At 70.2% G+C, this 13725-nt stretch carries 12 protein-coding genes; 1 reads left to right on the top strand and 11 read right to left on the bottom strand.

The genetic code is table 11. From position 1 onward, the window contains the following. The 4 genes from OG792_RS01840 to OG792_RS01825 all read right to left on the bottom strand — a co-directional run bounded on the left by OG792_RS01840 (position 1) and on the right by OG792_RS01825 (position 5507). Positions 1 to 2190 (bottom strand): bifunctional glycosyltransferase/CDP-glycerol:glycerophosphate glycerophosphotransferase, encoded by a 2190-nt coding sequence (locus tag OG792_RS01840; RefSeq protein WP_329106720.1) that lies wholly within the window; start codon positions 2188 to 2190, stop codon positions 1 to 3. Between the two features lie 72 nt (positions 2191 to 2262). Beyond that, positions 2263 to 3009 (bottom strand): ABC transporter ATP-binding protein, encoded by a 747-nt coding sequence (locus OG792_RS01835; RefSeq protein WP_329106718.1) that lies wholly within the window; start codon positions 3007 to 3009, stop codon positions 2263 to 2265. After that, positions 3009 to 3821 (bottom strand): ABC transporter permease, encoded by an 813-nt coding sequence (locus OG792_RS01830; protein WP_329106716.1) that lies wholly within the window; start codon positions 3819 to 3821, stop codon positions 3009 to 3011. The genes OG792_RS01835 and OG792_RS01830 overlap by 1 nt, the downstream gene beginning before the upstream one ends. Positions 3822 to 4112: 291 nt before the next feature. Continuing rightward, positions 4113 to 5507, bottom strand: coding sequence for an L-serine ammonia-lyase (locus OG792_RS01825; protein ID WP_329106714.1), 1395 nt, complete (start codon positions 5505 to 5507; stop codon positions 4113 to 4115). 236 nt (positions 5508 to 5743) lie between these two features. On the opposite strand from OG792_RS01825, the gene OG792_RS01820 reads away from it, so the two are divergent. Continuing rightward, positions 5744 to 5953 (top strand): PspC domain-containing protein, encoded by a 210-nt coding sequence (locus OG792_RS01820; protein WP_329106712.1) that lies wholly within the window; start codon positions 5744 to 5746, stop codon positions 5951 to 5953. An 87-nt stretch (positions 5954 to 6040) separates the two neighbouring features. Here the strand turns inward: OG792_RS01820 and OG792_RS01815 are convergent, their stop codons facing one another. The 7 genes from OG792_RS01815 to OG792_RS01785 all read right to left on the bottom strand — a co-directional run bounded on the left by OG792_RS01815 (position 6041) and on the right by OG792_RS01785 (position 13722). Then, positions 6041 to 8056 (bottom strand): arabinofuranosyltransferase, encoded by a 2016-nt coding sequence (locus OG792_RS01815; RefSeq protein WP_329106710.1) that lies wholly within the window; start codon positions 8054 to 8056, stop codon positions 6041 to 6043. 7 nt (positions 8057 to 8063) lie between these two features. After that, complete coding sequence (locus OG792_RS01810) at positions 8064 to 9308, bottom strand: glycosyltransferase family 2 protein (RefSeq protein ID WP_329106708.1); 1245 nt, start codon at positions 9306 to 9308, stop codon at positions 8064 to 8066. 212 nt (positions 9309 to 9520) lie between these two features. Continuing rightward, a complete protein-coding gene (locus OG792_RS01805) occupies positions 9521 to 10381 on the bottom strand; it encodes a DUF4230 domain-containing protein (RefSeq protein ID WP_329106706.1) in 861 nt (286 codons plus the stop codon). Positions 10382 to 10479: 98 nt separating this feature from the next. Next, positions 10480 to 11655 carry an acyl-CoA dehydrogenase family protein gene (locus OG792_RS01800; protein WP_329106704.1) on the bottom strand — a complete coding sequence of 392 codons (1176 nt, stop codon included), beginning with the start codon at positions 11653 to 11655 and terminating at the stop codon, positions 10480 to 10482. Continuing rightward, a complete protein-coding gene (locus tag OG792_RS01795) occupies positions 11652 to 11954 on the bottom strand; it encodes a type II toxin-antitoxin system VapB family antitoxin (RefSeq protein ID WP_329106703.1) in 303 nt (100 codons plus the stop codon). Before OG792_RS01795 ends, OG792_RS01800 begins: the two co-directional genes overlap by 4 nt. 210 nt (positions 11955 to 12164) lie before the next feature. Continuing rightward, a complete protein-coding gene (locus tag OG792_RS01790) occupies positions 12165 to 12767 on the bottom strand; it encodes a nitroreductase family protein (protein WP_329106701.1) in 603 nt (200 codons plus the stop codon). Positions 12768 to 12786: 19 nt separating this feature from the next. After that, positions 12787 to 13722: an aldose 1-epimerase family protein gene (locus OG792_RS01785; protein ID WP_329106699.1), complete on the bottom strand. Its 936-nt coding sequence runs from the start codon at positions 13720 to 13722 to the stop codon at positions 12787 to 12789. Between the last annotated feature and the right edge of the window lie 3 nt (positions 13723 to 13725).

The following is a 13725-nucleotide window of genomic DNA, read 5'->3' as shown; positions in this document are numbered from 1 at the left end:
TCAGCCGGGCTCGCCGAGCAGCGTCCGGCGTACCACCCGCTCGGCGGCCCGGCCGTCGTCCAGGGCGCAGAACCGGGCCCGGAACCGGGTTCGGGCGTTCGTGGCCGCGTCGTTGTCGACCGCGTCGGTGCGGAACAGGTCCAGCAGGTCCGGGAAACCGGTGGCGACCGCCCCCGGCGGTTGCGCGGTGACGTCGAAGTAGACCCCACGGGCGAGCCGGTACGCGTCCCAGTCCGGGGCGTAGATCACGATCGGCCGGTCCAGCGTGCCGTAGTCGAACATCGCCGACGAGTAGTCGGTGACCAGCACGTCGGCGGCGAGGTAGAGGTCCTCGACCGACGGGTGGTCACTGACGTCCAGGACCCGGCCGGCGGCGCCGAGGACACCGGCGACCTCCCGGTCGTGGAAGTAGTGGCTGCGCATCAGCAGCCGACCCCGGGGGCCGAGCGCCTCGACGAACTCGGTCGGGTCGAACGGCGGCCGGTAGCCGGGCAGGTGTTCCCGGTGGGTCGGCGCGTAGAGCACCACCCGGTCCCCGGCTGCGAAGCCGAAATCGGCCCGGATCTGCGCGACCTCCTCGGCGGTCGCGTTGGCCAGCCGGTCGTTGCGCGGGTAGCCGGTGTCGAGCGCGACGTAGTTCGCCGGGTACGCCCGGTGCCACATCTGGGTGGAGAAGGTGTTCGAGCTGATGCTGAAGTCCCACCGGTCGATCCGGCGCAGCAGCCTGGTGAACCGCATCCCCGGCGCGCCGGCCGGGTACCGCTGCTGGTCCAGGCCCATCACCTTGACCGGGGTGCCGTGGTGGGTCTGGATGTGCACGGAACCGGGCCGCTTGACCACATAGTCGGGGAAGTTGACGTTGTTGACCAGCCACTTCGCCCGCGCCAGCGCCCGGTAGTAGGCGGGTGTGCCGGCGACGACGTACCGCACGCCGGGCGGCAGGCTCGACACCCGGTCGCGGCGGACCACGAAGACGCCCCGGATGTGCGGGGCCAGCTCGCGGGCCTTGGCGTGGATCGCCGCCGGGTTGCAGGTGTAGCCGCGGTACCAGTAGGCGGCGTAGAGGGCCAGCGACGGGTCCATCGGCAGCAGCAGCTGGGCCCGGTAGTAGCCGCGCAGGACGGCGTCGCGGCCGAGCCGGGCCGACCGGCGGACCGGTGGTTTCACCGTCCGCCGGGCCGCGCCGGCGCCGTCGCGCAACCGGCCCCGGACCAGGTACGCCGTACGCAGGGCGCTGAACGTACGCCAGTTGCCCCGGGCGACCAGCCGGTGCTTGAGCCCCTCGGCGCCCGCCGGCACGGGGTAACCGCCCGCCGGCAGCCACCGCCGGTAGTCGGCGACCATCCGGGCGAAGAACGCCGGCCGCAGCTTCGGGGCGAGCCGGTCGCCGTTGCCGAGGATGGTCAGGTAGTGCCAGATCATCCGCTGGAAGAGCAGCGGGCGCAGGTCGTCGACCCGTGGCCCCCACTCGTCCATCAGCTCGAACACCCGGCGCCAGTGCAGGAAGACCTCGAAGTGCCGGTCCCCCCGGGTACGGGTGATCGCGCCGGACCGGCGCTGCCGGTAGTTGACGCAGACCAGGTCGAGTACGCCGATCCGCTCCGCCGCCACCATCAGCGGGTACGTGAACGACACGTCCTCGTACCAGCCGGGCCCGAAGCGGAGCCCGAGATCGACCAGGAAGTCCCGCCGGACCAGCTTGTTCCAGGCGGTGTGCAGCAGTTGGATCAGTTCCGGCCGCTGCCGCAGGTTGACCGTGGTCGAACCCGGCAGGTCCGGGAACAGCTCCGGCATGGCGCTGCCCAGCACCGAGTTGTCCCAGTACACCCGGACGTGGTCGACGATCAGCAGTTCCGGGGAGGTCTCCCGCAGTTGCCGGGCCACCGTCGGCAGGCAGTCGGGCACGAGCCAGTCGTCGCTGTCGACGAACCAGACGTACTCGCCGTGGGCCCGGTCGAGCCCGATGTTGCGCGCCTCGCCCAGACCCACGTTCTCCGGCAGCGACACCACCGTCAGCCGGGGGTCGCGGGCGGCGTACTCGGCGAAGATCTCGCCACTGCTGTCCGGGGAGTGGTCGTCGACCCCGATCACCTCGATGTCGTGCAACGGCTGCCCGAGAATCGAGTCGAGACATTCCCGCAGGTAGCCCTCGACCCGGTAGGCCGGTACGACAAAGGTGATCAGGGTCATCGGGTCCAGCCAACCACCCCGGAGCCGCACCCGCCCGGTGTATCGGGCAGGTGCCCACGAAGACGGCCGGGGTCAGGTCCGAACGACGTTGTTGTACGCGTCGAGCGCTTCCCGGACGGTGCCGTCGATCTCCAGCTGGCCGGCGTTGAAGTAGAGCCCACGGGTGCAGAACCGGGTCAGGTCGTTCTCGTTGTGCGAGACCAGCACCAGCGAGCGGCCCTCACCGAGCATCCGCTCGATGGTGGAGTAGCACTTCTTCCGGAACTCGGTGTCGCCGACCGCCATCACCTCGTCCATCAGCAGGATCGGGTGCTGGAGGTGGGAGATCACCGAGAAGCCCAGCCGGACCTTCATACCGGACGAATAGTGCCGTACCGGTGTGTCGATGGCCTTCTCAACCTGGTCACCGGCGAACGACACGATGTCGTCGAACCTGGTCTTCAGGTACTGCGAGCTGAGCCCGTGCAGGGACCCGACCAGGTGCACGTTCTCCCGGCCGGTGAGGTCGTTGGAGAAGCCGGCGGAGAGCTCCAGCAGGGGCGCGACCTCACCGCGTACGGTGATCGTGCCCTCGTCCTGGATCAGCACCCCGGCGATCAGCCGGAGCAGCGTGCTCTTGCCGGTGCCGTTGCGGCCGATGACGCCGACCGCGTCGCCCGGCTGGACCTCGAACGACACGTTGCGCAGTGGCCAGAACTCGTCCGCCTTCGGCTGCCGCCCACCGCGGTGGATGAACATCTCCCGCAGGCGTAGCTGCCGCCGCCGGTTGCGAACGAACTGGATGCCGAGGTTGTGCGCCTCGATGATCGGCTTGCTCACTACAGCTCCTTGAGCACGGCGGGCTCTAGCCGGCGGAAGACCCACCAGCCGCCGAAGAACAGCACCAGACTGCCGACCACCGAGACGGCGAGCAGACTGGCGTCGGGGAATTCCGACGGGTACCAGATGGCGCGGAACAGCTCGAAGATGCCGACCAGCGGGTTCAGCTCGTAGACGATCTTCACCCAGCCCGGCATTCCGGAGTCCTGGACGAGCTGCAACGGGTAGATGATCGGGGTGCCGTAGAACAGCAGCCGGGTGAACAGCTTCATCAGCCGGTCCACGTCCCGCAGCAGCACGTTCAGCGACGACAGCAGCAGCGCGACGCCGGTGAGCAGGATGGTCATCAGCAGCACCGCCAGCGGCAGCGCGAGCAGTTCCCAGCCGAAGTGCAGTTCACCGAAGTACGCGGCGAGCACTACCAGCACCGGCAGGCCGGCGACGTACTCCGCGAAGCGGCCGATGACCCGCCCGATCGGGAAGACCTCGCGGGGCACCTTCATCGTGGTGATCAACCGGGCCTGGCCGGTGAGCGCGCTGGTGGCCTCACCGATCGCGGAGTTCGTCCACATCCAGGCGAAGATGCCGGTCACCAGGAACAGCGGGTACGAGTCCTTCGCCGGGCCGGCGTGGTTGCTGGTGTTGTAGAGGACACCGAAGACGAACCAGTAGATGCCGCCCATCGCGAGCGGTTCGAGCAGCGACCAGAAGTAGCCCAGGAACGACTGCTGGTACTTGACCGCCAGGTCCCGGCGGACCAGCAGCCGCAGCGCGTTGCGATGGCCCCACATACTCGCGACGCTCGTTGTCATGGCCGCCTTCCCGAACCGAGGAATGATCGAGGGCGGCTGCGCCGGAGAGATCCACCGACGCGTCCGGTACGAATCACGTGTCGACCTCTCCCGGTCACCGTCCGCGACCGCCCTAACAGCTATTGTGCTCCCGCGTCTCGTGCCGGAATCTCGGACACGGCAACCTGGAGCGCGGCTGCGGGCCCCGCTTCAAGCGGGCCGCTGACGCGCCATAGGTTAGCAGTCGGTCAGCACGCTCGGTAGGCGGTGCCGGGCCTGCGCGAGCGCTCCGGAGCGCGGATCCATCAACCGTCAGCACTCGATGACATTGACCGCCAGACCACCCCGTGCGGTCTCCTTGTACTTGACCTTCATGTCCGCCCCGGTCTCCCGCATGGTCTTGATGACCTTGTCCAGGGAGACCGTGTGTACGCCGTCCCCGCGCAGCGCCAGCCGGGTCGCCGTGATCGCCTTGATGCTCGCCACCGCGTTCCGCTCGATGCACGGGATCTGCACCAGTCCGCCGACCGGGTCGCAGGTCAGACCCAGGTTGTGTTCCATGCCGATCTCGGCCGCGTTCTCCACCTGGGCGGGCGTGCCGCCGAGCGCCTCGGCCAGACCGGCCGCCGCCATCGAGCAGGCCGAGCCGACCTCGCCCTGGCAGCCGACCTCGGCCCCGGAGATCGAGGCGTTCTCCTTGAACAGCACCCCGATCGCCGCGGCGGCCAGCAGGAACCGGACCACGCCGTCCGGCGACGCGGTGGCCACGAACCGGGTGTAGTAGTGCAGCACCGCCGGGATGATGCCGGCCGCACCGTTGGTCGGCGCGGTGACCACCCGGCCGCCGGAGGCGTTCTCCTCGTTCACCGCGAGCGCGAACAGGGTGACCCAGTCCATCACCCGCAGCGGGTCCTCCGAACCGCCGGTGCCCGACCAGCCGGCCCCGCGTTCGGTCGCCAGGGACCGCCGCAGCTCCGCCGCCCGCCGGCGCACCTTGAGCCCGCCCGGCAGCACCCCGTCCCGGTGGCTGCCCCGCTCGACGCACTCCTGCATCACCCGCCAGATCTCCAGCAGGCCGGTACGGATCTCGTCGGCGCCGCGCCGGGCCCGCTCGTTGGCGAACATCACCCCGCTGATCGACAGCCCGGTCTCCTCGGTCACCTTCAGTAGTTCCGCCCCGGTGCTGAACGGGTACGGCACCCTGGTCGGGTCCGGCTTGATCCGGTCCGCGCCGGCCGCCGCCTCGTCGACCACGAAGCCACCACCGACCGAGTAGTACGTCCGGTCCCGTACCGCCTCACCGGCCTCGTCGTACGCGGTGAAGGTCATCCCGTTCGGGTGGTACGGCAGCGCCCGGCGGCGGTGCAGCACCAGGTCCCGGGCCGGATCGAAGTCGATGGTGTGCGCGCCGAGGACGGCCAGCCGCCCGGTGCGGCGGATCTCGGCCACCGCACCGTCGACCAGGTCCGGGTCGACGGTCTCGGGTGCCTCACCGGCCAGCCCGAGCAGGACCGCCCGGTCGCTGCCGTGGCCGTGCCCGGTGGCGCCGAGCGAGCCGAAGAGTTCGGCGTGGATCCTGGCCGTGCCGGAGAGCAGCCCGTCGGCCTTGAGCCCGGCGGCGAACGTACGCGCCGCGCGCATCGGCCCGACCGTGTGTGAGCTGGACGGCCCGATCCCTACCGTGAACAGATCGAAGACGCTGATCATCGATCCTCCTCCCGCCGCTGGCTCTGCCGCATCCGGCTCCGTTGCCGTCGGTCCGGCCAGCACCGAGCGGCGAGCCTACCCGTCATCCCGAGCATGCGTCCGATGCGGCCAACCGGGGTAAGCACCTACGGGTACGGATGCGCCGAATCGCCCTCAGTGAGGAGGTCGGCGGTGGATGTCGGTTCGTACGGTGGATTCAGACGCGGCGGACCGCCGCAGAGTTGGAGAAGACGACCATGAGTCGCAAGCTTGCACGACCCCGCGACGGCCGGATGATCGCCGGAGTCTGCGCCGGGCTGGCCCGCCGCTTCGGCCTCTCCACCGGCCTGGTCCGGCTTCTGTTCGTGCTCTCGGTGATCCTGCCCGGCCCGCAGGTGCTGCTCTACATCGCACTGTGGATCATCCTGCCGAACGAGGACCACCAGCAGGCGTACGTCGCCCACTGAACGTGGATCGGGGCCGCACCCCGCTGGGTACGGCCCCGATCGTGGTCCTGCCGGGCCGGCTCGGCCCGGTGGGGCCTCGGCCCGCGGTCAGCGCCGGACGGCGACCACGACGTCCTGCGGCAGATTGTCGATCACGGTCCAGTACTGGGACGAGAACTGCTCCGGGGAGAACCGGTTACCGCGCCAGACCCAGCCGTCCGGCTGCTCGCCGAGCACGAAGACCTGGATCGGCCCGAACCCGCCGACATCGGCGGCCCTGGCTGCGAACGCCGCCGGGTCCCGGGTGGCGGCCAGCTTCTGCACCTCGGCGAACCGGTCGTCCCAGCGGGACAGGGTGCTGCCGGCGGTGCGGTCGTTGTCGACGAACCCGGGCCAGGGCAGGTACGAGAAGACCCGGTCGTCGATGGCGAGCGTGACCGGCTGTGCCTTCGGTCCGAGCACACCTTCGACCGCCCGCTCCACCTCGGTGATCGGGAAGCCGGTACGGAGATCCTCGTCCGGGGCGTAGACCGGGTAGCCGCCGCCGGGCAGCGGTTCGCTGTGCGCCATGATCGCGTACTTGCTGCCGCTCTCGGGCATCCAGGTGGTGGTGAAGCCGGTCGCGGTCCAGGCGAGCACGACCGCGAGTAGCCCCGCACCGGCCAGCCGGGGCGGGGTCAGCCGCAACCGGCGTAGCACGATCGGGACGAGGTGCGCCAGCACCAGGACCCCGGCGATGGTGAGCAGCACCCCGTAGAGCCGGGCCGTGTAGTGCAGGAACCCGGTGTGCTGGGTCAGCACGTACCGGATCATCGACAGGATCCGGTAGCCGTACGCCGAGATGATCAGCAGCAGCAGCGGGCGGGCCCACCAGACCGAACGCCACAGCCAGACCAGACCGATCAGCCCGACGAGGTTCAGCAGCCCGAGCGGGTTGAAGTCGAGGAACGGGAAGAGGCCGGAGTTCAGCGAGCCGGAGACGTACAGGTCGGAGATCGACTGCCCGCCCTTGGTCAGGCTGTCCCAGCCGAACGGCACGATGTACCAGGACGCCACCACGAACGAGACCAGCACGATCAGGCCCAGCCGGCGCAGGTACGCCCACCGGTCCGGCTCGGTCCGCCAGGCGACCACGATCAGGGTGATCAGGCCGATCGCCCCGTAGACCATCCACGCCTGGTAGGTGATCACGATGAAGCCGCCGAGGATGCCGGCCGGCAGCCAGTGCATCCGGCGCCGGGCCGGGCGGGCGAAGACCTCCAACGCCCACGGTACGAAGATCGCCAGCGTCAGTACCTCGAACGCCTTGCGCGGGTCCGACCAGGTGACCAACGTCAGGGCGGCGATGGCCAGGGCGATCCACGGCCCGACCAGCCGGCGCCACAGCACGAACGCGGCCAGCACCGCCAGCGAGCTGAAGAGCACCTCGGCGTCGGCGAGCAGCCGCCAGGCCGGCTCGTCGAGCACGACCGACGCGCGGCCGACCAGCCAGGCGTAGAACGGCGGGTACTCCGACGGCAGCCCCTGGACCAGGGTGTCGCTGGAGGCGATGGTGGTGGTGTAGCGGGTCGCCGACGCCGACATCCGGCCCATGTCGCCGACCAGGCCGGCGAAGCCGAACGGGGTGCCGTTGAGGGCCGAACGCAGCATCAGCACGGTCCAGGCCGCGCCCAGACCGGCCGCCAGACCGGCCACCGCGTCCCCGGACCGACGCATGGCCAGCACGAACACCCCGATGATCAGGATGAACGCCCCGGCGAGCGGGATCGTGGACGCGCCCGCCGAGAACGGATCCCGGTCGATCAGCCGGGGGATCACGATCGCGACCGGGGTCGCGACAAGCCAGGTGAGTACGGCGACCGTGCCACCGTTGGCCAGCCAGTTCGGCAACCGCCGCCCACTGCCCGAGGTGGTCTCGGTGGTGTCGGCGGCCGCCGGTTCGACGGCTGCCGGCGCGGGCGACTCCGTCTTCGGTGCGGCGGACCCGGCCGGCGCGGATGCCCCGGACTCGGCCGCGTCGCGGTCTTCGGTCGGCACGTTCGCCTCGTCGGACTCGTCGGCCCGGTTCGGCCGGACCGGGCCGGTCGGCTTGGCCGACCCGTCGGGCGTGGTCTGCACTGTCATCGCGTACTCAGCCGCGGGCCGGGGCGAGGTCGCTGTCGCTGCGCGCATCGTCGACCGGCGTCGTGGCGACCGGCGCGCTCGGGCCGACCCGACGCAGGTTGAGCAGGCTGGCGAAGAGGCCGGAGAAGAGCACCGTCACGCCCAGGCCGATCACCGTGGACGAGGGCAGCACGACCCGCAGGGTCTCGGCGAGGTTCTGCTCGCCGAAGCCGCTGGCTCCCCACGCGGTGACCGCGAGCACCGACCCGGCCAGCCCGAGCAGGATCAGGAGCAGGCCGGCGGCGGTGCAGGTCTCGAACCGTACCCACCTGCCCCACCAGGCGACCTGGGCTTGGTTGGTGATCCCCTCGGTGTGACCGTAGAGCAGCGCGAAGACGCCGAAGAGCAGTAGCTGCGCACCGGTCAGGACGGCCAGGCAGGTGTAGACCATGGTGCTGATGTCGAAGCCGACCCCGGCCACCTGTAGCGGCCCGAAGGACAGCGTCGCGGTGCCGAGCAGGCCCAGCACGACGAGCACCAGCCCCGGCCAGATCAGCGTCTTGCGCGGTGCGAAGACGAGCAGGAAGCGCAGGTGCCGCCATCCGTCCCGCCAGGTACGCAGGTGCGGCGGACGGCTGCGGCCGTCCTTCTGGAGCGTGGTCGGCACCTCGACGATGTCGTAGTTGTTGAGCGCGGCCCGGACCACCAGTTCGGAGGCGAACTCCATGCCCGGCATGCAGAGGTGCAGGTCCCGGATGCGGTCCCGGTTGAAGCCCCGGATCCCGCAGTGGAAGTCGCCGACGTTGCGCAGGCCGAACAGCCGGCGCCCCAGCCAGGACAGCACCGGGTTGCCGAGGTAGCGGTGCAGCGGCGGCATCGCACCCTTGGCGATGCCGCCGCGGAACCGGTTGCCCATGACCATGTCGTGCCCGGCGCGCAGTTCACGGATGAACGGCTCAAGGTTGGACAGATCGTACGAATCATCCGCATCGCCCATGATGATGTACTTGCCTCGGGCCTGCTCGATGCCGTTGAGCAGTGCGCCGCCGTAGCCGCGGATCGGCGCGTGGGACACCCGCGCCCCGGCCCGGGTGGCGATCTCCTGCGAGCCGTCGGTGGACCCGTTGTCGCTGACCAGGACCTCGCCCACCACACCCAGTTCGGCGAGCGCCCGGACAGCTTTGGTGACGCAGATCTCCAGCGTCTCCGCCTCGTTCAGGCAGGGCAGCAGGACGGTAACCTCGATCTCGTCTCCGGCAACAGAAAGTGCCACAGGCGTTTCTCCCGATTCGATTTCTCGGTGTGTCGATTGGCGAGGGGCCGGGCGGCGAGGGCAGCGCGGTGCTCCGTCGGCCGCCTTCTCAAGACGCCGCTGGATCCTACCGCCACATCCCGCACCCGGTGATACGCCACCAGGGAACGCTAGGAGAATACCCGGCGCGGCCGGTTGACCTGGGATGACACCGAGTCATCGAGCTCCTACGCTCAGGGAGCGGTATAGGTCACGGTCACCTTCTCGTAGCCCAGCGAGCGCAGCAGACCCTCAAGCATTTTCCGGGTGTTCTCCTGCGCCCTGTCACTGAGTCCGCTGTCCCGGGCCGCTGCGGAGATGCTCTCCTCCGCCTTCTGGTAGACCTCGCGCTGCCGGTTGGGGTCGCCGCCGAAGACCTCACCGAGCCGGTTCAGCAGGCCCCGGTCCTCCGCGAAGACGTAGCTTTTCTCCAGATCGAGATTGGTCTCGCCGAGTTGCGGCGCGGGCAACCTGATCTCGACCGACTTCCGGTCGGCGGATTCGATCACGCCGCCCTCGGAAATCTTCGCGAAATCGACATATGCCTCAACAGACCCGGCCCCGACAAAAAGGGTACGTTCGTTGAGCAGGAAATCCGGCACGTACTTGCGGTCCTGCTGTAGGTCGATCACCACCTGGAAGTTGCCCTCCGCGGCCACGTAGCGGCTCAGGTCCTGGATCGACTTGAGCAACGGCGGCTGGCTCCGGTCGGTCGTCTCCTGCGCGAACGGGTTCCGCCAGGTCGGCCACAACCCGGTCGCCCGTACGCCGAGGACCAGCACCAGCACCACGACGAGCGCACCGGCCAACCAGAACAGTCCGCGCCCGCGCGCCGGGGTGGTGGTGACCAGCGGCTCGGGTTGGGTCGGGTCCGGCCCACGGTCGGGGTCGACCGGGTGGTCGGCCGATTGGTCGGCATCCCCGGCGTCGGCGGCCCAGCGCCGATCCTGGGCCGGTACGGTCGGCGCCGCCTTGCCCTGCACCGCTGGCGCCTTACCCTGCGTGTACTCCGGGTACTCCCGGGTGGGCTCGTTGACATCTCCGCTACGGGACATCTGCCCTCACCGTCCTCATCAGACCGTTTGCCTGCTACAAACGGTACGGGTCGGGTACGACAACACGACCACTGCCGTGCATGTACCCGATGGGACGGTCAGTTGAACGCGGCGATCCCGGTCAACCGCTGGCCGATCACCAGCTGGTGGATCTCCGAGGTGCCCTCGTAGGTCAGCACGGTCTCCAGGTTGCTGGCGTGGCGCAGCACCGGGTACTCCCCGCTGATCCCGTTCGCGCCGAGGATCGTGCGGCACTGCCGGGCGATGGCGAGTGCCTCCCGTACGTTGTTCAGCTTGCCGACGCTGACCTGGTCCGGCCGCAGCGCACCGGTGTCGGCCAGCCGGCCCAGGTGCAGCGCCAGCAGGTAGCCCTTTTGCAGCTCGACCGCCATGTCGGCCAGCTTCGCCTGGGTGAGCTGGAAGCCGGCGATCGGTCGGCCGAACTGGGTCCGGTTGACCGCGTAGTCGAGCGCGACCCGCAGGCAGTCCCGGGCCGCGCCGAGCGCACCCCAGACGATGCCGAACCGCGCCTCGGTCAGGCAGGACAGCGGCGCCTTCAGCCCGGTCGCCGCCGGCAACTGGGCCGCCGCCGGCAGCCTTACCCCGTCGAGCACGAGTTCACCCGTTGAGGAGGCACGCAGCGACATCTTGTGCCCGATCTCGCGGGCGGTCACCCCGGCACTGTCCAGCGGCACCACGAAGCCGCGTACGCCGTCGTCGGTGCGGGCCCAGACCACCGCCAGGTCGGCCAGCGGGGCGTTGGTGATCCACATCTTGGTGCCGGTCAGCACCCAGTCGGTGCCGTCGCGCCGGGCCCGGGTCGCCATCGAGGCGGGATCCGAGCCGTGGTCGGGTTCGGTCAGGCCGAAGCAGCCGATCGTCTCGCCGGTGGCCATCGTGGGCAGCCAGGACCGCTTCTGCTCCTCGCTGCCGTACCGCCAGATCGCGTACATGGCCAGCGAGCCCTGCACCGACACCAGCGACCGCAGCCCGGAGTCGCCCGCCTCCAGCTCCAGGCAGGCCAGCCCGTACGCGACCGCCGACGCGCCGGCGCAGCCGTAGCCGGTCAGGTGCATGCCGAGCAGGCCCAGCTTGCCGAACTCGACCGCCAGCTCCCGGATCGGCGCCCGGCCGGACTCGTACCACTCGGCGATGTGCGGGCGGACCCGGTCGTCGACCAGCCGACGCACCACCGAACGGATCTGCCGTTCCTCCTCGGACAGCAGCGCGTCCAGGTCGAGCAGGTCCAGGGCCGATTCCGGCGGGCTGCTCACTGCGCCACCCCGAGCACGAGCACCCGGGCGTGGATCTGGTTGCGCTGCTGCAACGCCGCGCGCAGCGCCCGGTGCAGGCCGTCCTCCAGGTAGAGGTGGTTGTTCCACTGCACCACGTGCGGGAACAGATCGCCGTAGAAGGTGGAGTCCTCGGCGAGCAGCTTGTCGAGCGCCAGCTCCCGCTTTGTCGTGATGAGTTGGTCGAGCCGGATCGGCCGCGGTGGGATCTCCGCCCACTGCTTCAGGGTGAACTCGTGGTCCGGGTAGGGACGTCCGTCCCGAACCGCTTTGAAGATCACGACGGTACGCTCCCCTCCCCGTGGCCGAGCCGGCCCTGCCGTTTCACCGTGCCAGTTTGGCCGTGCCGGTTCGACCGCGCCCCACCACGCCCGATGACGCCGGCAGCCAAACCGAAAGCCGGTGTCAGCCTAGCGACCGGCAACGACATTGCGGTTTGTTCCCGGATGTCGATTTCGTTACTGCCTGACCGGCAGCCACCGGCCAACCGGTCAACTCCATTGACCGCGATGCACAACCTGTTCGACCGGCCGACGACCCCGATTCAACGACGTCGACCGATGATCGGGAGCGCGATAACCGATGGTGACCGCGCCGATCGGCGCAAATTCCTCCGGTACGCCGAACGCCTCCCGGTAGGCCGCGAGACGTTCCGGCGGGATTCCGAAGAAACACGCGCCGAGCCCCTCGTCAACCGCGGTGAGCAGCATAAGGAGTGCGGCGAACCCGGTGTCGACATACCAGTACGGCACCGGCCACCGGTTCTCGTCCCGATCGACCCAGCCCTTGTCCGGCTCGGCGTACCGGTTGAGATAGGCCGAGCGGTTGGCGTGCGGCACCACTATCAGCGGCGCCCGCCGCATCCCGTCGAGCCATCGCCCCCGACCGGCCCGCTCCGGGCTGGTCGCCGCCCAGAACCGGTCCCGGTCGGCGGCCTCCTCCAGCACCAGGAAGCCCCAGCCCTGGGCGAAGCCGGCCGACGGTGCCCGTACCGCGTGGTCCAGTAGCCGGTCGACCACCGCCGGCGGGACCGGTCGGTCCGGGTCGTAGTTGCGCACCATCCGCCGCCGCCGTACGACCTCCGTGAAGTCCATCCGGTCGCCCGCCGCCCGGCTATTCGGCGCCGGGGCGGATGCCCCAGCTCGCCCGCCAGGTCCCGCCCGGGGCCAGCACGATCACGTCCCGACCGGACCGGAACGCGTCCGGCGGGCAGGTCATCGGCTCCACCGCGACCGAACGCCGGTACCGCTCCCCGGTCAGGGTGTCCCCGGTGAACACCTGCCACCAGCCGAACGCCGGGTCGGCCCAGACGTCGACCGTGGGCGCCCCGGCCGGGCCGGTGAGCGTCACGCTGGAGCCGTCCGGTCCCTGGTCCACGTCGCCGAAGGTGACGTCCAGCACCGCGTCGCCGATCCGGCGGGGCTCGGTGAAGTCGTACTCGCTGCCGGTGACCTTGATTTCACCGATCGGCAGCATCCGCCCGTCGACCAGCAGCCGGCTGCGCCCCGGCACCCGTACCCGCACCTCGTCGACCGGCACCCCCGGCAGCCGCAGGTACGGATGCACGGACAGCCCGAACGGGGCCTCCTGGGCGCCGAGGTTGGTCACCTCGTGCTCGGCCCGCAGCCCGTCCGGACCGACCGACCACCGGGTGCGGAGGCGCAGCGGCCACGGGTAGCCGATCTGCGCCGGCAGCTCGCAGCCGACCGTGACCGCGTCCGGGGCCTGCTCCAGCAGCTGCCAGGGCAGCCAGTTGACCAACCCGTGGATCGCCGTCTGCTTGTCCGGCTCGGTCAGCGAAAGCTGGTACGCCCGACCGCCGAAGCTGTACTGCCCGTCCCGGATCCGGTTCGGCCACGGCGCGAGCACGTGCCCGGCGCTGCCGGGCGAGACCTCGTCGTCGGCGTACCCGTCGAGGTAGTCGACGCCGCCCACCCGGTAGGCGCGCAGTCCCCCGCCCACCTGCACCACGACGGCCTGCTGGCCGCCGCCCGTGATCGTCCACTGTGTTCCGGACAGCGGGCGGGGCCCGGTTTCGACGTTGTCCATGCC

It is taken from the genome of Micromonospora sp. NBC_01699 (genome assembly GCF_036250065.1).
Classification (GTDB): Bacteria; Actinomycetota; Actinomycetes; order Mycobacteriales; family Micromonosporaceae; genus Micromonospora_G.
The sequence above is the reverse complement of the archived record's forward strand: the minus strand, read 5'-3'. Positions and strand labels throughout refer to the sequence as shown.